This is a genomic window from Kribbella sp. CA-293567 (genome assembly GCF_027627575.1).
In the GTDB taxonomy this organism is placed as follows: domain Bacteria; phylum Actinomycetota; class Actinomycetes; order Propionibacteriales; family Kribbellaceae; genus Kribbella.
In genome coordinates this window covers 2694051-2714167 of sequence record NZ_CP114065.1, presented here as the reverse complement: position 1 = coordinate 2714167, position 20117 = coordinate 2694051, and the positions used below count along the sequence as shown (strand labels likewise).

Annotated in this window: 22 protein-coding genes; 7 read left to right on the top strand and 15 right to left on the bottom strand. The window is 68.3% G+C overall.

What is annotated here, in order from left to right; all coding sequences use genetic code 11:
* Nucleotides 1-538: 538 nt before the first annotated feature.
* The 11 genes from OX958_RS13075 to OX958_RS13025 form a co-directional block, all read right to left on the bottom strand.
* Nucleotides 539-862: a DUF2469 domain-containing protein gene (locus OX958_RS13075; protein WP_012922325.1), complete on the bottom strand. Its 324-nt coding sequence runs from the start codon at nt 860-862 to the stop codon at nt 539-541.
* Complete coding sequence (locus tag OX958_RS13070) at nt 859-1557, bottom strand: ribonuclease HII (RefSeq protein WP_270137590.1); 699 nt, start codon at nt 1555-1557, stop codon at nt 859-861. The genes OX958_RS13075 and OX958_RS13070 overlap by 4 nt, the downstream gene beginning before the upstream one ends.
* Before the next feature lie 32 nt (nt 1558-1589).
* Entirely contained in the window at nt 1590-2354 is a 765-nt protein-coding gene (gene lepB / locus OX958_RS13065; RefSeq protein ID WP_270137589.1) for a signal peptidase I, read from the bottom strand.
* Nucleotides 2351-2998, bottom strand: coding sequence for a signal peptidase I (lepB, locus tag OX958_RS13060; protein WP_270137588.1), 648 nt, complete (start codon nt 2996-2998; stop codon nt 2351-2353). Before lepB (OX958_RS13060) ends, lepB (OX958_RS13065) begins: the two co-directional genes overlap by 4 nt.
* A gap of 119 nt (nt 2999-3117) precedes the next feature.
* On the bottom strand, nt 3118-3480 hold the full coding sequence (gene rplS / locus OX958_RS13055; protein WP_270137587.1) for a 50S ribosomal protein L19: 363 nt from the start codon (nt 3478-3480) through the stop codon (nt 3118-3120).
* Nucleotides 3481-3641: 161 nt separating this feature from the next.
* A complete protein-coding gene (gene trmD / locus OX958_RS13050) occupies nt 3642-4841 on the bottom strand; it encodes a tRNA (guanosine(37)-N1)-methyltransferase TrmD (protein ID WP_270137586.1) in 1200 nt (399 codons plus the stop codon).
* Entirely contained in the window at nt 4838-5392 is a 555-nt protein-coding gene (gene rimM / locus OX958_RS13045; RefSeq protein WP_270137585.1) for a ribosome maturation factor RimM, read from the bottom strand. The genes trmD and rimM overlap by 4 nt, the downstream gene beginning before the upstream one ends.
* A gap of 87 nt (nt 5393-5479) precedes the next feature.
* Nucleotides 5480-5731 (bottom strand): RNA-binding protein, encoded by a 252-nt coding sequence (locus OX958_RS13040; RefSeq protein ID WP_270139047.1) that lies wholly within the window; start codon nt 5729-5731, stop codon nt 5480-5482.
* Nucleotides 5732-5736: 5 nt separating this feature from the next.
* Nucleotides 5737-6240, bottom strand: coding sequence for a 30S ribosomal protein S16 (rpsP, locus tag OX958_RS13035; RefSeq protein ID WP_270137584.1), 504 nt, complete (start codon nt 6238-6240; stop codon nt 5737-5739).
* A gap of 201 nt (nt 6241-6441) precedes the next feature.
* Complete coding sequence (locus OX958_RS13030) at nt 6442-7785, bottom strand: 6-phospho-beta-glucosidase (RefSeq protein WP_270137583.1); 1344 nt, start codon at nt 7783-7785, stop codon at nt 6442-6444.
* Nucleotides 7782-8534 (bottom strand): DeoR/GlpR family DNA-binding transcription regulator, encoded by a 753-nt coding sequence (locus OX958_RS13025; protein WP_270137582.1) that lies wholly within the window; start codon nt 8532-8534, stop codon nt 7782-7784. The genes OX958_RS13030 and OX958_RS13025 overlap by 4 nt, the downstream gene beginning before the upstream one ends.
* Nucleotides 8535-8659: 125 nt before the next feature.
* Between OX958_RS13025 and OX958_RS13020 the strand changes: the two genes are divergently transcribed.
* The 7 genes from OX958_RS13020 (at nt 8660) to OX958_RS12990 (ending at nt 15265) form a co-directional block, all read left to right on the top strand.
* Nucleotides 8660-9652, top strand: a complete 993-nt coding sequence (locus tag OX958_RS13020; RefSeq protein WP_270137581.1) for a carbohydrate kinase family protein — start codon at nt 8660-8662, stop codon at nt 9650-9652.
* Nucleotides 9653-9656: 4 nt separating this feature from the next.
* Entirely contained in the window at nt 9657-10934 is a 1278-nt protein-coding gene (locus OX958_RS13015; protein WP_270137580.1) for an ABC transporter substrate-binding protein, read from the top strand.
* Complete coding sequence (locus OX958_RS13010; RefSeq protein ID WP_270137579.1) at nt 10931-11863, top strand: carbohydrate ABC transporter permease; 933 nt, start codon at nt 10931-10933, stop codon at nt 11861-11863. Before OX958_RS13015 ends, OX958_RS13010 begins: the two co-directional genes overlap by 4 nt.
* Nucleotides 11860-12690, top strand: coding sequence for a carbohydrate ABC transporter permease (locus tag OX958_RS13005; RefSeq protein ID WP_442913266.1), 831 nt, complete (start codon nt 11860-11862; stop codon nt 12688-12690). The genes OX958_RS13010 and OX958_RS13005 overlap by 4 nt, the downstream gene beginning before the upstream one ends.
* Before the next feature lie 63 nt (nt 12691-12753).
* Nucleotides 12754-12948 (top strand): hypothetical protein, encoded by a 195-nt coding sequence (locus OX958_RS13000; protein WP_270137578.1) that lies wholly within the window; start codon nt 12754-12756, stop codon nt 12946-12948.
* A 24-nt stretch (nt 12949-12972) separates the two neighbouring features.
* Nucleotides 12973-14325, top strand: coding sequence for a flotillin family protein (locus OX958_RS12995; RefSeq protein ID WP_270137577.1), 1353 nt, complete (start codon nt 12973-12975; stop codon nt 14323-14325).
* A 154-nt stretch (nt 14326-14479) separates the two neighbouring features.
* Entirely contained in the window at nt 14480-15265 is a 786-nt protein-coding gene (locus tag OX958_RS12990) for a M23 family metallopeptidase (RefSeq protein WP_270137576.1), read from the top strand.
* Nucleotides 15266-15317: 52 nt separating this feature from the next.
* Here OX958_RS12990 and OX958_RS12985 read toward each other — a convergent pair whose 3' ends face one another.
* From OX958_RS12985 to OX958_RS12970, 4 genes are all read right to left on the bottom strand, one after another.
* The gene (locus tag OX958_RS12985) at nt 15318-16460 is read right to left on the bottom strand and encodes a S1 family peptidase (protein ID WP_270137575.1); all 1143 of its coding nucleotides are present in this window, start codon (nt 16458-16460) and stop codon (nt 15318-15320) included.
* 157 nt (nt 16461-16617) lie between these two features.
* The gene (locus OX958_RS12980) at nt 16618-17256 is read right to left on the bottom strand and encodes a response regulator (protein ID WP_270137574.1); all 639 of its coding nucleotides are present in this window, start codon (nt 17254-17256) and stop codon (nt 16618-16620) included.
* Nucleotides 17247-18479, bottom strand: a complete 1233-nt coding sequence (locus tag OX958_RS12975) for a sensor histidine kinase (RefSeq protein ID WP_270137573.1) — start codon at nt 18477-18479, stop codon at nt 17247-17249. Before OX958_RS12975 ends, OX958_RS12980 begins: the two co-directional genes overlap by 10 nt.
* Before the next feature lie 127 nt (nt 18480-18606).
* Nucleotides 18607-19995 carry an N-acetylmuramoyl-L-alanine amidase gene (locus tag OX958_RS12970; protein WP_270137572.1) on the bottom strand — a complete coding sequence of 463 codons (1389 nt, stop codon included), beginning with the start codon at nt 19993-19995 and terminating at the stop codon, nt 18607-18609.
* Nucleotides 19996-20117: the final 122 nt, after the last annotated feature.

The window sequence follows — 20117 nt, the reverse complement described above, 5'->3', positions numbered from 1 at the left end:
GAGCACTGGATGTAGCTCGCGCTGGTGCTGATACCGCTGCACCAGCCGAACTGCCTACGCCGACCACGCGCGGTATCAGCTCGATGTCGGTGCGCTGGCGGCGTCGGTACGGGTGTTGGTCCACGCGGTATGGACGCGTGTCTGCGGGCGGGCTGATCCACTTGGTTCACCGCGAGGCCGAGTCGAGCAACCTGCGCCGGGTCGGCTGGCGAGGTACCAGCAACCTGGCACCGGCTCGGCTGGCCAGGCACCAGCAACCGCACCGGCTCGGCTGGCCAGGCACCAGCAACCTGGCACCGGTTCAGCTGGCCGGATACCAGCAACCTGGCATCGGGTTAGCTGGCCAGGTACCAGCAACCTGGCATCGGGTCAGCTGGCGAAGTATCAGCAACCTGCGTCGGTCAAGTTGCGCAGTATCGGCTTCTGGAGCTGTATGGCTTGGTCGACTCGTGTACTGGTGGCCTGGAGGTGCGGTACCGCTGCGTCCGGGCGTGCCGACAGCCCGCGGGGTGGGCGCGGGTGTCGGGATGCGGTGGGGTCAGCGGCCGAAGTCGGAGTCTTTGGGGACTTCCAGGTCGGACTTGGCCAGTTCTTCGATGTTGACGTCGCGGAAGGTGACGACCTTCGCGTTCTTCACGAAGCGGGCTGAGCGGTAGACGTCCCAGACCCAGGCGTCGGCCATGGTGACTTCGAAGTAGACGTCGCCGCCTTCGGTGCGGACCTTCAGGTCCACCGCGTTGCACAGGTAGAAGCGCCGTTCGGTCTCCACTACGTACTTGAAGATCCCGACGACGTCCTTGTACTCCCGATAGAGCTGTAGCTCCATATCGGTTTCGTACTTCTCGAGATCGTCAGCGCTCATCGGCTCTCCACTCCGGTGGGACTGGTGACATTGTGTCCCAAATCGGGCCGCATACTGCGGCGGACATTCTCGAACCGCCGTCGATGTTGCGGACACGGGCCGTATTCGTCCAGTGCCGCCTGGTGCTCAGGGGTGCAGTAGCCCTTGTGGACCGCGAAATCGTACTGCGGGTACTGCTCGTGCCACTGCTGCATGATCCGGTCCCGGGTCACTTTGGCGATCACCGAGGCGGCCGCGATACAGGCTGCCACCCGGTCACCCTTCCACACCGCCAGCCCCGGTACGCCGAGGCCGTCGACCCCGAAGCCGTCGGTGAGCACGTACTGCGGCCGCAGGTCGAGCAGGAAGATCGCCCGGCGGAGCGCCTCCACGTTCGCGACATGCATGCCGAGCCGGTCGCACTCGGCCGCCTCGATCGAGACCACCGACCAGGCCAGGGCCCGGTCGCGGATCTGGTCGTAGCAGCGGTCCCGCGCCTTCGCGGTCAGCAGCTTGGAATCGGCCAGCTCGGGGATCTGGCCGCGTTTGCCCTCCGGCAGGATCACCGCGGCAGCGACCAGCGGTCCGGCGCACGGGCCCCGGCCCGCCTCGTCGACCCCCGCGATCGGGTCGAGGCCGACCCGTCGCAGGGCACGCTCGTACCCGTACAGCCCGGCGTCACGCCGGATGGTGCTGCCGCGCGGAAGTGCGCTCATCCATCAACTCACTTGGGGGTGTGAGGGGAGGTTCACTTGGGAGGTGGGGTCAGGGAGATCGAGGGCTTGTCCGGTGCCGGACCGGGCGCCGGGATCGACTTGAAGGTATCCGGTACGCCGAGTTTGCCGAATCTGTTCGCCGGCCAAACCACCAGCACCGCCCGGCCGGTCACCTTCTCCATCGGCACGAACGCCGCGTCACCCGGAGCGCCGCCGTCGGGCCCGGTGTCGCTCAGATGCACTCGCGAGTCACCCGACTCGGCCCGATGATCGCCCATCACGAAGACCCGACCGGCCGGCACGGTGACCTGGAACTCCATCGCCGAGGCCGCGTCACCCGGGTACAGGTACTGACTCTCCTCGAGGGGCTGACCGTTCACCATCAGGCGGCCCTTGGAGTCGCAGCAGGCGACCTTGTCGCCCGGCATTCCGACCAGGCGCTTGATCAGGTGCCCGTGGCTGGAGTCCGGCAGCAGGCCGACGACCTCGAAGAACCGGCCGACCGAACCACGCTTCGGGCCGCTCTCCCCGTTGCCGAGCCAGCCGCCCGGATCCTCGAACACGACGACGTCGCCGCGCTCGACGTCGGTCAGTTTCTCGACCACCACCCGGTCACCGACCAGCAGCGTGTTCTGCATCGACTCGCTGGGGATGATGAACATCTGGCCGACGAAGGCCCGCAGGATCGACGAGACGATCAGAGCACCGACCACGATCAGCACGAACTCGCGAGCAGCTGCCGCGAGGCCCGAGCGGTGGGCGGGTTTCTCTTTCGTCGCAGTCGGTGTCTCAGTCACTTCTTCAGCCCCGGCTTCTTGAAGGTTTCCGGAGGACGCAGCATCGTCATCCGGTCAGACGGCCAGATTACGCAACAGGCACGGCCAACCACGTTGTCGACGGGAACGAATCCGCCGCCGGGTCCGCCCATGTGGGCACGGGAGTCCGCGGATTCGGCCCGGTTGTCACCCATGACCCACAGTGAACCAGGCGGCACAACGACGCTGAACGGCGAATTCGAGGGCTTGGCGTCCTCGAGCAGGTACTCCCGCTCGTCCAGGGCGATGTTGTTCACCGCGATCTGGCCGGACTTGTTACAGCAGATCACCCGGTCGCCGGCCACGCCGATCACCCGTTTGACCAGGTGACCCTCACCGCTGCGCGGGAGGATGCCGACGAACTCACCGAGCTGCCGCAGCGGCCCGGGCTGCTTCGGCGCCTCGTTCAGCCAGTTGGCCGGGTCCTTGAACACGACGATGTCGCCCCGGTCGACCTCACGGTGCAGATAGCTGACCTTCTCGGCCAGGATCCGGTCGTTGGTCGTCAGGGTGTCGTACATCGACTCCGAGGGCACGTAGAAGGCCTCGGCAACGAAGAGTCGCAGGACGACCGTGATGACCAACGCGAGCACCGTCACGGTGGTCATCTCGATCAGCAGGCTCATCAGCGGATTCCGCTGTTTGAGCCTACGGTGCCGTCCTTTGGTGCGACGTGCCCTCCTGGCTGGCGGGCGAGCGCGCGTCGCGGTGCTCGGCGCCATACCGGACCGTCGTCAGTCGACGATCAGGAGGCCGGGATGTTGTCCCGCTTCTCCTTGATCTTGGCGGCCTTGCCGCGCAGGTCGCGCAGGTAGTACAGCTTCGCGCGACGGACGTCGCCGCGGGTGACGACCTCGATCTTGTCGACGATCGGGGTGTGCATCGGGAAGGTCCGCTCGACGCCGACGCCGAAGCTGACCTTGCGGACCGTGAAGGTCTCCTGCAGGCCACCACCGTGGCGGCGGATCACGACACCCTTGAAGACCTGGACGCGGGACCGGTTGCCTTCGACGACCTTGACGTGCACGTTGACCGTGTCACCGGCGCGGAAAGCGGGGATGTCGTCACGCTTGCTCGCGTTGTCGAGCTCGTTCAGGACGTTGGTCATCAGGTGTCTCTTCCTCGCGACTGCCACAGGTCACCCGCGAATGCTTGGTGTGAAAGTAGGAGTTGTTGTCACGCGGTGGTCACCCCCTGTGGCAGGAGCACCGACTGGCAACAGCGACCAAGTTTGCCACACCGCATCGACCGCCACGAAATCAGCCCGGCTCAGCGCCGCCTGCGACGCTTGGCCAGCAGTACCAGCTCGACCCGCTCGGTCTGCCGCTCCCGCTTGAGCTCGCGGTAGCCGGCGTTGCGGTAGAGCTGCAGGGTGCGCTCACTGTCCGCACCCGTGAACAGCTCGTACGCCGTGATCTCGGCGGGCGCGGTCTTCTCGGCGACCTGCAGGAGCTTGCCGGCGATCCCTCGCCGCTGCCAGTCAGGGGCCACCATCAGCCGCCCGATCCGGCCCACTGAGCCGTCCAGGACCAACTGCACCGATCCGACGATGCGCCCTCCCGCCACCGCCTTCCAGACCGGCCCCCGCGCGAAGCGGGCAACACACTCCTCCAGCGACTCCGACAGCGGCGGAATCGACAGGTCGCCGTACGCCTGGCCTTCGGTCAGGAAGGTCGCGCGCTGCAGCGTGAGCAACTCCCCCGCGTCCGCCTCGGTCGCCGGGAGTACCCGAACCTGCGACGCCGGGTCGTCCTCAGCAGCCACCGCACTGCCCCAGGCGGCCAGCAGGTCGGGCCTGCGCTCGGTGGTACGCCGTACGGACTCGTCGTGGCGCCACTCGGCGATCAGCTTGTGATTGCCCGACAGCAACACCTCGGGTACGTCGTGTCCGCGCCACTCCGCCGGCTTCGTGTAGACGGGGTACTCCAGCAGCCCGTGCCCCGAGTGAGACTCCTCGGCCAGGGACTCCGGGTTGCCGATCACACCGGGCAGGAGGCGGGCGATGGCCTCGACCATGACCAGTACGGCGACCTCGCCGCCGTTGAGCACGTAGTCGCCGATCGAGACCTCGGTGACCTGCATTCGCTCGGCGGCGTGGGCCGCCACTCGCGCGTCGATGCCCTCGTATCGCCCGCAGGCGAAAGCCAGCCACGGCTCGGCAGCAAGCTCGTAGGCCAGGTCCTGGCTGAAGGGGCGGCCTGCAGGCGTGGGGACGATCAGCCGGGGCTGTGACGGCCCGTCAGCCGGCAGTACTGCGTCGAACGCCTCTCCCCACGGCTGCGGCTTCATCACCATGCCCGCGCCACCGCCGTACGGGGTGTCGTCGACAGTGCGGTGGCGGTCGTGGGTCCAGTCACGGAGATCGTGGACGCGGACGTCCAGCAGGCCGCTCTTGGCCGCCTTGCCCACCAGCGAGACGTCGAGGGCGGCCAGGTACTCCGGGAAGATCGAGAAGACGTCGAGCCTCATCGGCCCGCGTCTCCAGGCTCGGCCGGAACCACCTCGGCGCCTTCGGGATCGAGCAGCCCCGGCCGGTCGGCCACCGTCACGTACTTCGCGTCCAGGTCGATCTCCGGGACCAGCTCTTCGACCAGCGGCACCAGTACGGCGTTGCCGGCCGGCCTGCGGATCTCCAGCAGGTCCTGCGACGGCAGGTGCACCACGTCGATGACCTCACCGGCCTCGGCGCCGTCGGTGGTGCGGACCTTCAGGCCGATCAGCTCGCGGTCGTAGTACTCCTCGGGGTCCTCCGGCCGCTCGTCCTCGCCGATCTCGGCCTGGACCTCCAGGTTGCGCAGGTTCTCCGCCGCGGTGCGGTCCGGCGACTCGACGAACTTCACCAGCAACCGCCCGCTGTGCCAGCGGCTGGACTCGACGACCAGCGTCCTGGGCGGCGTCGTGGGCGTCACCAGCCGGGCGCCGTCGGCGAACCGGAGGTCGGGGTCGTCCGTCCGGACGATCATGCCGACCTCGCCCTTGATCCCATGCGCCCGGCCGATCCGGCCGACGATCACCAGCACTTGCGGTTCCTACTTTCGACAACGAAGGGGGAAAGAGCAGTGAAGGGCCGCACCCAGTGGGTACGGCCCTTCAGGGACTGTCGGAGTTCAGCGGCGCGGACGCTTGTTGAACTCGTCGACGAAGTCGATCCGGACCGACTGCTCGGAGCTGAGCGCCCCGACCACGGTACGGATCGCGGTCGCCGTCCGGCCGTTGCGGCCGATCACCTTGCCGATGTCGTCGGGGTGCACGTGCACCTCGAGCGTCTGTCCGCGGCGCAGGTTACGCGACCGGACACTGACGTCGTCGGGATTGTCGACGATGCCCCGGACCAGGTGCTCGAGCGCCTCGGTCTCCATCACCGTCAGGCCTTGGCGTCGTCGGCCGGCGCGTCGGCGGCGGCGGCGGCGTCAGCGGCCGGAGCGGCCTCTTCGACCTTGGCCTCGGCGGCGTCGTCCTTCTTCTCGGCCTTCGGCTCCGCCTTCTTGGCGGTGGCCTTCTTGGTGACGGCCTCGGTCTTCAGCGTGCCGTGCGCCTCGGCGAGGGCCTCGTTGAAGATCTCCTGCTTGTCCCGCTTGGGCTCCTTGACCCGCAGCGGCGCCGGAGCCTCGAGACCCTTGAACTTCTGCCAGTCACCGCTGGCCCGGAAGATCGCGGCGACGGCCTCGGTCGGCTGCGCGCCGACGCCCAGCCAGTACTGCGCCCGGTCCGACTCGACGTGGATGAACGACGGCTCGGCCTTCGGGTTGTACTTGCCGATCTCCTCGATGGCGCGGCCGTCACGCTTGGCGCGGGCGTCCATCACGACGATGCGGTAGTGCGGCGCACGCTTCTTGCCGATGCGCTTCAGACGAATCTTGACTGCCACGTTTGTGGGGTCTCCCTCGGGATTTCATGTCTTGGTTGAGCAACACACCGGCGTCGTGGGGACAACGGGTGGTCACTCGGATGGGCCTTCCGGGACGTGGAGTTAGAGGGCTGCACGTGATCCGGACGGACTCAGCCCGACATTCTGCCAGATCCACGCACTTCAAACCAATTCACTGCCGGGGTGCCGGGCTACCGGCTGTCAGGTGCGGAAGGGAGCCAGGTCCGGAAGCTCCGCGATGTAGCCGTCGAGCAGTTGATGGGCGGCGGTGACGGAGTCGATCAGGGGGTGCCAGGCGAAGGCCCGGACGGCGGCGGCCCGCGAACCGGAGGCGGCGGCTTCGATGGTGGACCGCTCGACCGCCTTGACCGCGCAGACCAGGCCGGCCTGGTGGTCGGTGAACTGCGAGATCGCGAGCGGCCGGGCGCCGTTGGCGTCGACCGTGCACGGGATCTCGACCACCGCGTCGTCGTCGAGGTGGCGCAGGGTGCCGCGGTTGCGCACGTTCAGGATCAGCGACGCCCGCTCGTTGTGGGCGATCGCCCGCATCAGTGACAGCGCGACCTGCTCGTAGCCACCCGCCGACATGTCCCGCTCGTCCCGCTCCCCCGCGTCGGCCACCGCACGGCTCTCCACCATGTACGTCGACTCGCGCTCGGCCCGCGTCTTCTGCCACAGCTCCAACGCATCGGCGGGCTGTGCAGCCGTCTCGGCGTAGAACCGCGACTGCTGCTCCAGCAGGAACGTCCCGCGCGTCTGCTCGACCGCCTGTACTGCGGCCAGCGTCTCGCGGGCGAAGTAGTAGTAGTGCAGGTACTCATTGGGGATCGACCCCAGCGAGCGCAGCCACTCGACCCCGAAGAGCCGCCCCTCCTCGAAGTCGCCGAGCGCCGCCGGGTCGGCCAGCAACGCCGGCAGATGATCCACGCCACCCGACTGCAGCCCGCGCAACCAGCCGAGGTGATTGAGCCCGGCGTAGTCGTAGAAGACCGACGAGGCGTCCAGCCCCAGCGCCAAGGCGGCCCGGCGCCCGAGCCCGGACGGCGAGTCGCAGATCCCGATCACCCGGTCCCCCAGGGACGGGATCATCGCCTCGGTCACCATCCCGGCCGGGTTGGTGAAGTTGATGACCCATGCCTCAGGCGCCAGCGCGGCGATCCGCTGGGCGATGGCGGTGGCCACCGGCAGCGTCCGCAAGGCGTAGGCGATCCCACCCGCGCCGACCGTCTCCTGCCCCAGTACGCCGAGGTCGAGGGCGACCCGCTCGTCGACGGTGCGGCCTTCGAGCCCGCCGACCCGGATCGCGGAGAAGACGAAGTCGGCACCGCGCAGCGCCTCGTCGAGGTCGGTTGTCTCGGTCACCACCGGCGCATCGGCGTACGGTGTGGCCTGTTGCCGCAGCACCGAACCGATGGACGCCAGCCGGGAGCGGTCGGTGTCGTAGAGCACCACGGAGGTGATCCGGCCGTCGCCACGATCCCCCAGCAACGCCTGGTAGACGAGCGGAACCCGGAACCCGCCGCCTCCGAGAATGGTCAGCCTCATGTCAGCACCACCTGCACCCCAGCCTCCTCCAGCTGCCCCCGGGTCGCCTCGTCGGCGCCGGCTTCGGTCACCACCATGGAAAGTTCACCCGGCTCGCAGACCTTGGCGACACCGTGGCCGGGGAACTTGGTCGCGTCGGCCAGCAGCACCACCCGGTCGGCGGCCTTGATCATCGCCCGCTTCACCGGTACTTCGATCATCGTGCTGTCCATCACCCGGCCGTCGGGGCGGACCCCGCTGGTGCCGAGGAACAGCCAGTCGACGTGGATCTGCCGCAGCGACTCTTCGGTCAGGTAGCCGACCAGTGAGCGGTAGCTGCGCCGGACGAAGCCACCCAGGATGATCAGCTCGATCTGCTCGTCGTGCTGCAGCTCCTCCAGCACCGCGAGGTTGCTGGTGACGACGGTCAGCGAGCGGCCGCGCAGGTGCTGCGCGACCCGCAGGGCCGTCGTACCGATGTCCAGCAGCACCGACTGCCCGTCGTTGACCAGGGCGGCCGCGCGCCGCGCGATCTTGTCCTTCTCGGTCGCATGCACCGCACTGACCTCGGCGAACGGCTCGTCACCGCCGTCGACAGCCAGCGCGCCGCCATAGACCCGCGTCAGCCGGCCCTGCTCGTGCAACTGCTCGAGGTCGCGCCGGATGGTGGCCTCGCTGACGCCGAGCTGGGCAGCCAGCAGTTTCACACCTCCGGCCCCGTCGACCCGAAGTGCGCGGACGATCTGATCCTGCCGCTGCTGTGGCAACACGAGATGACGGTATCACGCAAACTCCGTCATACTTGAGCACAGATTTGCAGGGGTATTGCGTAGTTTGATCAAAAGCTCCACACTGGCTGCACGAATTTGAGCGACCCTGCAGGAGTGTGCTGGCCATGCAAGAGCTGGCGATGAGCGAACTGGACGTCGTCGTGTCCGGCCTGGTCTTCCACGACCTGGTGCTGGGGCTGCCGTCCGCGCCGCGTCCGGGGACCGAGGTGTGGGCGGACGACTCCGCCGAGAGCCCGGGCGGGATCGCCAACTTCGCGGTCGCGCTGGCCCGGCTCGGGCTGCGCACCGGCCTGGCCGCGACCTTCGGCGCCGACGATCTCGGCGACCGGCTGTGGGACCGGCTGGCACTGGGCGAAGGCATCGATCTGACTCTCTCCCGCAAGCTCGACGGCTGGCAGACCCCACTCACGGTGGCCCTTGCCTATGACAACGACCGGGCCCTGGTCACCAGGGGTACCCCTCCTCCGCTGTCGGCCGACGAGCTCCTGACCACGCTGCCGGCCGCCAAGGCCGTTGCCGCTCACATCGGTCCCTGGCCGAACGAGTGGCTCGCCAAGGCCCGGGCGGCCGGCAGCGTGGTGTTCGCCGACGTCGGCTGGGACCCCACCGAGCAGTGGGATCCCGCGGTACTCGATCAACTGGAGCACTGCGACGTATTCCTGCCGAACGCCGGTGAGGCGATGAACTACACCCGCACGAGTACGCCGGACGAGGCGCTCGGGCGGCTGGCCGAGAAAGTCCCGCTGGTTGTCGTCTCGGACGGCGCGAACGGAGCGCTGGCGCTGGACGCGAGCACCGGCGAGCGGGTCGTAGTACCGGCCGTACAGGTCTCGGCGGCGGACACCACCGGGGCGGGTGATGTGTTCGCCGCCGGGTTCATCGCAGCGAGCCACTGGGGCCTCCCGCTGGCCGAGCGGGTGGAGTTCGCCGCACTGGTCGCGGCGCTGTCCGTCACCAAGCTCGGTGGCGCCGAGGCCGCTCCGCGGTGGGCCGACCTCGCCGCATGGCACCACCAGCATCCAGAACACCCATCCCTTGCCGCGCTGATCAGCGCACACTCCGGGAGCGCAGGGCTGCGCGACCAGTCAGGAAGGTAGAACCATGGAGCTCTCACGTCGGACGGTGCTCGCCGGAGGGTTCGCCACCCTGCTCGGCGGAACGCTCGTCGGCTGTTCGTCCAGCATGGACACGGGATCGACGAAGAAGAACGCAGGAGGCAACCTCGCGCTGTGGTGCTGGCCGGGTGGCCTGGGCAAGTCCGTCCTGGACGACACCGTCGCGCACTTCCCGGACCAGAACATCAAGTACTCCGAGGTCGGGGGCGACTTCAAGCAGAAGCTGCTCACCACCTTCAACGGCGGCAGCTCGATCCCGGACATCACCGGGGTCAAGGGTGAGGACATCGCCTCGCTGCTCCCGCAGGCCAACCGGTTCGTCGACCTCAAGACGATCGGCGGCGACGCCCTGCTGGGCGACTACCTGGAGTGGAAGGTCAAGCAGGCCACCACGCTGGACGGCAAGGTGCTCGGCATCCCGATCGACATCGGCCCGACCGCGCTGTTCTACCGCGAGGACATCTTCGCCGCCGCCGGGCTGCCCGGCGACCCGGCCGAGGTGGCCGAGCAGCTGAAGACCTGGGACGACTTCCTGGCCGCCGGGGTGGAGCTGCGCAAGGCCAACCCGAAGGCGCCGATCGTTGCCGACGCCACCGATCTCTACGGCACGGTCGTCAACCAGGGCACGTCGCGGTACATCGACAAGGACAACAGGTTCATCGGCGACCAGGACCACATCCGGAAAGCCTGGGACACCGCGGTCAAGGCGATCACGCTCAAGGTCGACGGCCGTGCCCTCGGCGGCTCACCGGACTGGAACGCCGGCCTCGACCAGGGCACCGTGCCCACGGTCACCGGCGCGGCCTGGGTCGCACTGGACATCAAGGCCGCCTGCAAGACCAGCGCCGGCAAGTGGCGGGTCGCGGCGACCCCGAGCGGTCCGGCGAACTTCGGTGGCTCGTTCCTGACCATCACCAAGAACGCCGCCGATCCGGCCGCGGCGCTCGAGGTGATCAAGTACATGCTCAGCGCCGACAACCAGGCCAAGGCGTTCGCCGACGCGCAGATCTTCCCGTCCGCCCCGGCCGCCTACGACAAGCCGCAACTCAAGGCGGCGGACCCGTTCTTCGGTGGCCAGGCGCCGATCGAGGTCTTCGGGCCGGCCGCCAAGAACATCCCGGTCGCCTACGAGGCGCCGCTGGACGCCGCGATCGCCGTACACGGCATCAAGCTGGTCCAGGCGGGCAAGAAGACGTCGGACGCGGCCTGGGCGGAGGCGGTCGCGAAGGCGAAGCAGATCGGCAAGCGTCAGGGCGTGCAGTGACGCTGACCGCGACGACGCCCACCCGTCCGGCCGGTACGGCGAAGCCGGGGCGCCGGCGCGGCATCGCGTCGTACTGGCGCTTCTACCTGGCGCTGTCGCCGTTCTACCTGATCTTCCTGGTCTTCGGCCTCTACCCGGTGGCGTCGACGATCCTGCTGGCCTTCCAGAAGTGGGACGGTCTCGGGCCCCGCAAGCTGGTCGGGCTGCAGAACTTCGGCTTCCTGATCGAGGACAGCACCTTCTGGCTGTCGTTGTGGAACACCGTGGTGCTGTTCGCGATGTCGACCGTGCCGACGCTGGTGATCGCGATGACGCTGGCGGTGATGCTGCATTCGGCGGTCCGGTTCAAGGGCGTCTACCGGATCGCCTACTTCATCCCGAACATCACCTCGCTGGTGGCGGCGGCGATCTTCTTCGCCGCCATCTTCAGTACCAACTTCGGGCTGATCAACTCCGGGCTGCGCGCGCTCGGCCTGCCCACCGAGGACTGGCTGCGGCAGCCGTGGGGGATCAAGATCGCGATCTCCACGATGATCGTGTGGCAGTGGGCCGGCTACAACACGATCATCTACCTGGCCGGTCTGCAGGCGATCCCGACCGAGCAGTACGAGGCGGCCAAGGTGGACGGCGCGGGACCGTTCCGGACGTTCTTCCAGATCACGTTGCCGCAACTGCGTCCGGTGGTGCTGTTCACCGTGATCATGTCGACGATCGGCGGCCTGCAGACCTTCACCGAACCGCAGGTGATGGTCGGCAACGCCGGCGGTACGGGGCAGAGCGGGATGACGGTGGTCATGTACTTCTACAACCAGGCCTTCTTCAACAACGACTACGGGTACGCCGGTGCGATCGCCCTGAGCATCTTCCTGCTCGTGCTGCTCTTCACCGCGATCAACTGGAGGCTGCTCGGCGGAAGGGGACGCCGGTGAAGACTCGTGTGCGATGGCCGGGGCTGATCATGCACGTCTTCCTGGCGATCGCCGGGGTGCTGTGCCTGTTCCCCTTCTACTGGACGTTGGTGATGGCAACCAACACCACGTCGGACATCTACCGGTATCCGCCCAAGTTCACCCTCGGCTCCCAGCTCGACGACAACATCCGCGCGGTGCTGGAGAACGTGGCGTTCTTCCAGTCGATGGCCAACACGCTGATCGTGGCGGTCTGTACGACGGTGCTGGTGCTGTTCTTCGACTCGCTGGCCGCGTTCACCTTCGCGAAGTTCCGGTTCCCGGGGCGGAACGCGCTGTTCGTGATCCTGCTCGCCACGATGCTGCTGCCGGCCCAGCTGGGCGCCGTACCGCAGTTCCAGACGATGGCGGCGTTCGGCTGGGTCGGGTCGCTGAAGGCGCTGATCATCCCGGCGTCGGCCAACGCGTTCGGGATCTTCTGGCTGCGGCAGTACTTCCAGAACTCGATCCACGACGAGCTGGTCGAGGCCGCGACGCTGGACGGCTGCGGCTTCCTCGGCGTCTACCGGCACGTGGCGCTGCCGTCGGCGCGGCCGGCCCTCGCGTTCCTCGGCATCTTCACCTTCGTCGCCTCCTGGAACGACTACTTCTGGCCGTTGATCGTGCTGACCAACCCCGATCACCTGACCCTGCAGGTGGCGCTGTCGTCGCTGAACCGCAGCCACGGCGTCGACTACAGCATGGTGATGACGGGCGCGCTGATGGCGATGGTGCCGCTGATCATCGTCTTCGTGATCTTCGCCCGGCAGTTCATCAAGGGAGCCACCGAGGGCGCGATCCGCGGCTAGTCCCCCGGCCGGGGCACTAGGCTGCGGGAACTGGAACGGGTGGGACTGCGTCGGAGGGGCGTCATGGTTGGCAAGCGGGGTCGCGTGATCGGGCGGGTCGGGCCGGGAATCGTCGGCGAGGTGATGCTTCCGGTCCGCGGTGCCACCGAAGCCTTCTACGCTTACCCCGCGGCCGACGAGGTGATCGAGGTCGGTACTCCGGTGGTGGTGGTCGAGTTCGATCCGCCCCGCTCGGTCTACGTCGCCCGCGCCATCTGAAATCCACGCAGTCCTGGAGGGGAAATGCTCTGGACGTACCTGATCACCGGCGCGATCGCGCTGGTGGTCCTCTTGATCCTGTTCCGGATGGTCTGGCGGGTGGCGGAGCCGAACGAGGCGCTGATCATCTCCGGCCTGGGCGCGCACTCGAGTGCCGAGCAGATCAACGAGACACTCGGCTTCAAGATCGTGGTCGGCCGCGGCACCGCCGTGCTGCCCGGTTTCCAGACCGTCCGGCGGTTGCCGCTGGACATCCGGGCCACCCCGCTGACCGTGACGTGTGTCTCCAGCCAGGGCATTCCGCTGCACATCAAGGGCGTCACGGCCTACAAGGTCGGTGACGACTACGGCTCGATCGCCAACGCCGCCCGCCGGTTCCTGGAGCAGAGCGACGAGCAGGTGATGAGCACGATCCACGAGCTGTTCGCGGGCCACCTGCGGGCGATCGTCGGATCCACCACGGTCGAGGAGATGCTGCACGACCGGGAGACGCTGACCACCAACATCCGCGGCTCGCTGGCCGGCGACATGGAGAAGCTCGGCCTGGTGGTCGACTCGCTGCAGATCCAGGAGATCGACGACGAGTCGGGCTACATCAAGAACCTCGGCCGCCCGCAGGCCGCCGCGGTCGAGGCCGCGGCCCGGATCGCCTGGGCCGAGCGCGACCGCGAGGCCACCGAGCGCGAGCAGGTGGCCGGCGCGGCGAAGGCCGCCGCGGTACGGCAGAGCTCGATCGCCCAGGCCGGCTACCAGGCCGAGGTCGACCAGGCGAACTCGAAGGCGTCGCAGTCCGGCCCGCTGGCCGAGGCGCTGGCCCGCCAGCAGGTCGTCGTGGCGGAGACCGAGACCGCGAAGCTGAACGCGGCCCTGGCCGAGAAGCAGCTCGAGTCGAGTGTGCTCAAGCCGGCCGACGCCGAGGCGTACAAGCAACGCACGCTGGCCAACGCGGCCCGTGACGCGCAGATCGCGTCCGCCGAGGCGAACGCCCGCGAGGTCACTCTGCGCGGTGAGGCACAGGCGCGGGCGACGGAGCTGAACGGTAAGGCCGAGGCGCTCGCCGTCCAGGCCAAGGCGATGGCCGAGGCCGCCGGTATCAAGGCGCGGGCCGAGGCGCTGGCCACGAACACCGACGCCGTCGTCGCGCAGCAGCTGGCCGAGGCCTACCCGGAGATCGTCCGGGCGGCCGCCAGCTCGTTCGAGAAGGTCGGCAACATGGTGGTCCTGAACGGTGCCCAGGGCATCGAGGACACCCTGGTGAAGACCATCACGATGGGCGGTTCCGGCTTCGCGCTGGCCAAGCAGCTGATCGACTCGCTGTCCACCAACGGCAAGCCGCCGACGCTGGAGGCCGTGCCCGACGAGGCTCCCCGGCCGTAGCCGGCGAGCTACCTTTCGACCACAAGTTAATCACTAACGTCGTATCAGGGTTGTCAGTTCCTAAGTCACAAGTGCTGCGCTAGCTTGAGGGCCATCACTCCCAGCGTCACGGCTCTCACCGGCCGTGACCGGTCGCCCCGAAGGACTGATCACCGTGCCCTTACGACGATTGCTCGCCGCCCTCGCAGCCTTGCTGGTCGGTGCCGCCACCCTGGTGGCGGTGCCGACCGAGGCGCAGGCCGCCCCCAACTTCAAGGCCCCGTTCCCGTGTGGCCAGCGCTGGACCTACAGCCACCACTCGCAGGAGGTCCGCCGCGCCCTCGACTTCGTCCGGTCCGACGGCGGCACCACCAACGGCACGCCGGTGCTGGCCAGCGCCGGCGGTACGGCGTACCGGTTCTCGCAGCCCGGTGGCGCCGGCAACTACATCTCCATCGAGCACGGTGGTGGCTGGAAGACCTACTACTTCCACCTCTCCGCGTACTCCGTGGCCAACGGCCAGGCGGTCGGCCAAGGCCAGCAGATCGGCGTGACCGGTAGCACCGGCGCCTCCTCCGGGCCGCACATCCACTACGAACAACTGCTGAACGGTGTCGGCCAGAACATCGTCATCAACGGCAGCGGACTCTCCTACCCAGGCTCCTACGGCTCTGCCCATCTCACCAGCGACAACGGCTGCGGCAGTCAGCCCGGCAAGCAGTTCATGACCTGGGGCTCCGGCATCCGGGTCCGGGCCGACGCCAGGCTGAACGCCACGGTGGTGGGCACTCTCGGCGGCCCCACCTCGGTCCGGGTGCTCTGCCAGAAGCAGGGCGACACCGTGACGGCGGAGGGCTACACCAACAACTGGTGGGCCAAGCTCGCCAGTCCGGCGGGATTCATGAGCAACATCTACATCGACGATCCGAACGCCGTACTGCCGGGCGTTCCGACCTGTTGACCTGAGTCACCAGGAGACCGGGCCCGTCCGCGAGGGCGGGCCCGGTCTGCTGTCAGGCGGTGTGCAGACGCAGCCCGTAGGCGTTGAGGATCTCGTTGACCGGCTGGAACCAGGTCTCACCACCACTGCTGCAGTTACCCCAGCCACCGGACGTCACGCCCTGCGCCTGGTCACCGGTGATGAAGGAACCACCCGAGTCGCCGCCTTCGGCGCAGACGCTGGTCTTGGTGGCGCCGTAGAAGAGCTGGCCGTTGCCGTAGTTCACGGTCTCGTTCTTGGCCAGTACGGCACCGCAGCGCCAGTGGGTCGTCGAGCCGCTACGGCAGATCGACGTACCGACTGGGGCCTCCCAGGAGCCGCGGACCAGGTGGTCGCTGACCTGTCCCCAGCCGAGCACTACCGGTACGGTCCACCAGCCGCTGTCGACCTGGACCCAGGCGTAGTCGTTGCCGGGGAAGGACGAACCGCGGAAGACACCCTGCGCCGAGCCGTCCCAGCCGCGCGTCCTGGCACCGGCACCGGAGCAGTGGCCGGCCGTGACGTAGCCGCCGTGCACTGAGAAGCCGATCGAACAGCGGACGTTGCCGGTGTAGTACGGGTCTCCCCCGACTGTTCCGGCCGCGTAGGTCTGCGGCGCCTGGGCAACGACCTCCCGAACAGTGACGGCTCCAGCCTTCGCCACCTTCGCCACGAAGGCGTCGACGGCCTGGGAACGCTTACCTGCTTGGACGTTCACGACAACGCTGCCGGTCTTCGGGTCAGCCGACCAGCCGCTCACCGCAGCCGGCACCGCCTTCCCTGCCAGCTTGTCCACAGCAGCCTTGCGCTGGTCGAGTTGCTTGGCAGTCACCGGTACTACGGACACCTCAGCGCCAGTAGCCCGTACTGCGTCTGCTGCGGCGGAACTGGTCACTCCGACGACCAGCTTCTTCCGGGCGACGTCGTACCAGGTGCCGCCGAAGGCAGCGCCCGCAGCACGTTGTGCGGCCGGGACGAGCTTGGTGGCCACCAGTTCTGACTTCAGACGTTCCTTGACCTGCTGCTCGGTCAGGCCGAGATCAGCTTGCATGGCGGTCACCTGCCGCGGTACTGCGTGCTGCTGGTCGGCGGCGGCTTGGTCGGGGGCCACGGCCATGGCCTGGGTCGGGACGGCTACCGCGCTCGCTACGAGCACGGCAGCAGCTAATACCTTCATCTGGACTCTCCTCACCTAGGGGCGGTTCGGTGCGGTGAGAGCGCTCTCGGAACTGAGAGTGGCTTGACGAACACCTGTCGTCAAGAGCTGATGCCGACGTTGTCACCTTGCGCAACGGCGGCAACCGCTATCCCCGCTCGGAGTTGTCCGGAAAAGGTCAGAGCCCGAGGTGGGCCAGCACGGCGAGGACCCGGCGATGGCCCGACTCGGTCGGCGGCAGGTCGAGTTTCTGGAAGACGTTGCCGACGTGTTTGTGGACGGCACCCTCGCTGATCACCAGCTTCTCCCCGATCGCCGTGTTGCCGAGCCCCTCGGCCATCAGGGCGAGCACCTCGCGCTCCCGGGGAGTCAGGCGCTCGAGCGGGTCGCTGCGCTTCACCATCAACTGGCTCACGACCTCGGGATCCAGGACAGTCCCGCCGTCCGCGACCCGGCGTACGGCTGCCATGAACTCGTCGACCCGGGAGACCCGGTCCTTGAGCAGGTAGCCGACCCCCTCGGTCCCGGCGGCCAGCAGTTCGGCGGCGTAGACCTCCTCGACGTACTGCGAGAAGACCAGCACCGGGAAGCCCGGCCGCAACCTGCGTGCCTCGATCGCGGCGCGCAGCCCCTCGTCGGTGTAGGTCGGCGGCAGCCGGACGTCGACCACAGCGATGTCCGGCTGGTGCTCGGCCACCGCCTTGGCGAACTGGTCGGCGTCACCGGCGACAGCGGCCACCTCGAAACCGGAGTTGTCCAGCAGCAGGCCAAGACCCTCCGCGAGGATCGGGTTGTCCTCCAGGATCACTACGCGCACGGCAGGATCACCTCGACCGTGGTCGGCCCGCCGATAGGGCTCTGCAGTTCCATCTGACCGTCAATCGCTTCCACCCGGTGCACCATGCCATGGAGGCCACTCCCCCGCCCCAGGAGGTCTGCCTGCTCGTTGATCCGGGCGCCACCGATCCCGTCGTCAGTGATGGCCAGGTAGAGCTCTGACCCTCGCCGCTCCAGCAACAGGTCGACATGGCCGGCCGCGGAGTGCTTGGTGATGTTGGTGAGCGATTCGGCCACCACGAAGTACGCGGCGGCTTCCACGGAGGCCGGTACCGTGCCGAGCTCGCCGACACGGAGCTCTACCGGGATCGGACTGCGGGCGGACAGTGCCGAGACTGCACCGGCGAGGCCGCGGTCGGCCAGGATCGGCGGGTACATGGTCCGCAGTACGCCGCGTAGCTCGGTCATCGCCTGCTCCGCGCCGTCCCTGGCGTCGTCGAGGATCTTCGCGGCCTTCTCGGGGTCAGCGGCCATGGTCTGCTTGGCGATACCGATCCGCATGGCGAGCGAGACCAGCTGGGCCTGAGTGCCGTCGTGGAGGTCCCGCTCGATCCGGCGCAGCTCAGCGCCGTGGGAGTCGACAGCCCCGGCCCTGGTCCGGGTCAGCTCTGCCACCCGCTCGTTGAGGCGGGCTGTCTCCACCTGCTCGGCGCTGGGCGCCAGCAGGGCAAGCACGGCCCGCGCGTGGCCTCGGGCGACCGCCGGAGCGACCCAGCCCAGAAAGCCCAGCCCGACGAGCAGCTGCAGCGGACCGAAGACCAGCGCCTTCCACCAGGCGTCGATCGGCACCCCGACCAGGTTGAAGCCGCCCGGATCGAGCGGCCAGAGCACCATGGCGATGACAGTGGCCGGGATGGCGACCACCGCGATCACCGCGACGACCAGCTCGACGATGACGACCGCCGGCATCAGCAGCAACAGCAGGCTGCGCAGGAAGGACTTGTCCTTGAAGAGAGTGACGACGTCCCCGGCGTGCCGAGGCAGGGCGTCGGGCAGTGGCGCGGCCTCCGGCTGCTTGAGGTACCGCGCTGCGCGGTACCGCTCACTGTTGGCCAGTTTGACCAAGCCTGCGGTCACGTCGGGGATCACCCACCCCAGCAGCAGGCTGATCGGCGTAGCTACCAGCAGCACCATCCCCCGGAGGTACCGGAGGAACAGGTAGCCGCTGGCCGGACCGCCGCGGGCCAGGATCTTCGTGAGCATCGCAGAGCCTTTCCGTCGTCGTCAGTATCGATCCTGACGGAACAGGCCGCCTACGTCGGTACAGCAGGCTCTACTCTTCCCGGTGGCCCGGGACCCACCGCGACAGGGCCCCGGACCTCCCAGTTCTCTAGCAGACCGGTACGCCCGGGAGCTTGGGATTCGGGTCGGCGATGTAGATGTTGGACATGTAGCCGCCCTGGTCGCGCAGCTTCGCCCACCAGTTGTTGCTGGTGCCTTCGGCGTTGACGGTGTCGCCCTGCTTCTGGCAGGTGACGAAGACCCTGGTCGGGCCGGCCAGCGTGGTGACGATCGAGGCCGTCAGCCTGGCATCACTGCGGACGCGGACGCCGGAGCCGTAGGTGGTGAAGTTGTACGTCGGCGGGTTTCCGCCGTTCACCAGCTGCATGTAGTAGGTCCAGTTCCAGTTCGGGCCCGGGTCGGTGTGGTCGTTGCCCGGGATCTCGTTGTGGCCCTGGATGTGCGCACGGTCCTTCGGGATCCCGCGACGGTCGGCGATGCTCCTGGTCAGCGCCGCCGACGACCGGTACATGGCGTCGGTGAACCAGGACGGCTGGTCCACGAAGCCCTCGTGCTCGATCCCCACCGAGGACGCGTTGGCGTCCCGGGCGTGCCAGGCGGTGTCCTTCTCGGCCACCATCTGGGTCACCTGCCCGTCGCTGGAGCGGACCACGTAGTGCGCGCTGACCTGGGCCGCCGGGTTCTTGAACCAGCTGATGGTGCCGGCGTACGAGCCCTGGGTGACGTGGATGACGATCTTGCTGATCGAGCTCGTCCGGCCGACCCGGTAGTTGCTGGTGCTGGCCGCGCTCCAGATCGCGCCCGGGTAGTCGACCGCCAGGACCGACGAGGTGCTCTTGGCGCCGAGCGGAGCGACCTTGGCGTAGGCGCCCCGGTCGGGAGTGACCGGCTTGGGGTCGAGCCGGACACCCGCGGCGCCGACACCGGCCCCGATGATCCGGTAGACCTCGTCGGTGTACAGGCGACCGGTCGGGGCGTCGGCCGAGTGTGAGTACTGCGCGACGACGCCGTACCACTTGGCGATGTCCTTGCGGGCCTCCCCGCTCAGGCCGGCCCGGTCGGCGTACGAGTCGAGGACGGCGGCGGCGCCAGTGATGTTGGCCGCCGAGTCCTTGGCGAGCTTTTCGACCGGCAGGCCGGTCAGCTGGGCAGCCTCGGACATCGTCGGATTCAGCGGATTGCTGACCAGGTGCATCACGCCGTACCCGTTGGACTGGCTCGGCCGGCCGTCGTGGCCGTCCAGGTGCGACTCGGCGTAGCCGATACCGACAAGCACCTCACGCGGTACGTCGTACGTTGCGGCGGCGGACTGGAAGGCCTGGGCCAGGTCACCTGGCACGCCGCTCCCTGTTTGCGGTGCGGCCGGGTCGGGCGCTGGGGCGGCGGTACTGGGGAGCGCGCCACTCAGCGCGATCGCACCAGCGGCGGCTGCGGCGAGCAGCGCGGTCATTCTGGGCACTCGGGCGGTCTTACCCATGGGGGTGGTCCTTCCCTTGCGACGTCCGCCGCGCCTCCCGCGACGTCCGTCCCACCGAGGGGCGTCGGCGGGTGCGACTCACGGTAGGGCAAAATATTCCGCCGCGGCCAGTAGTTACGTGA

Coding starts and splice junctions, on each gene's coding strand:
- OX958_RS13075 (WP_012922325.1), bottom strand. CDS start 862: ATGAGCGCTGACGATCTCGAGAAGTACGAAACCGATATGGAGCTACAG.
- OX958_RS13070 (WP_270137590.1), bottom strand. CDS start 1,557: ATGAGCGCACTTCCGCGCGGCAGCACCATCCGGCGTGACGCCGGGCTG.
- lepB (WP_270137588.1), bottom strand. CDS start 2,998: ATGAGCCTGCTGATCGAGATGACCACCGTGACGGTGCTCGCGTTGGTC.
- rplS (WP_270137587.1), bottom strand. CDS start 3,480: ATGACCAACGTCCTGAACGAGCTCGACAACGCGAGCAAGCGTGACGAC.
- trmD (WP_270137586.1), bottom strand. CDS start 4,841: ATGAGGCTCGACGTCTTCTCGATCTTCCCGGAGTACCTGGCCGCCCTC.
- OX958_RS13040 (WP_270139047.1), bottom strand. CDS start 5,731: ATGGAGACCGAGGCGCTCGAGCACCTGGTCCGGGGCATCGTCGACAAT.
- OX958_RS13030 (WP_270137583.1), bottom strand. CDS start 7,785: ATGAGGCTGACCATTCTCGGAGGCGGCGGGTTCCGGGTTCCGCTCGTC.
- OX958_RS13020 (WP_270137581.1), top strand. CDS start 8,660: ATGCAAGAGCTGGCGATGAGCGAACTGGACGTCGTCGTGTCCGGCCTG.
- OX958_RS13015 (WP_270137580.1), top strand. CDS start 9,657: ATGGAGCTCTCACGTCGGACGGTGCTCGCCGGAGGGTTCGCCACCCTG.
- OX958_RS13000 (WP_270137578.1), top strand. CDS start 12,754: ATGGTTGGCAAGCGGGGTCGCGTGATCGGGCGGGTCGGGCCGGGAATC.
- OX958_RS12995 (WP_270137577.1), top strand. CDS start 12,973: ATGCTCTGGACGTACCTGATCACCGGCGCGATCGCGCTGGTGGTCCTC.
- OX958_RS12985 (WP_270137575.1), bottom strand. CDS start 16,460: ATGAAGGTATTAGCTGCTGCCGTGCTCGTAGCGAGCGCGGTAGCCGTC.
- OX958_RS12975 (WP_270137573.1), bottom strand. CDS start 18,479: ATGCTCACGAAGATCCTGGCCCGCGGCGGTCCGGCCAGCGGCTACCTG.
- OX958_RS12970 (WP_270137572.1), bottom strand. CDS start 19,995: ATGGGTAAGACCGCCCGAGTGCCCAGAATGACCGCGCTGCTCGCCGCA.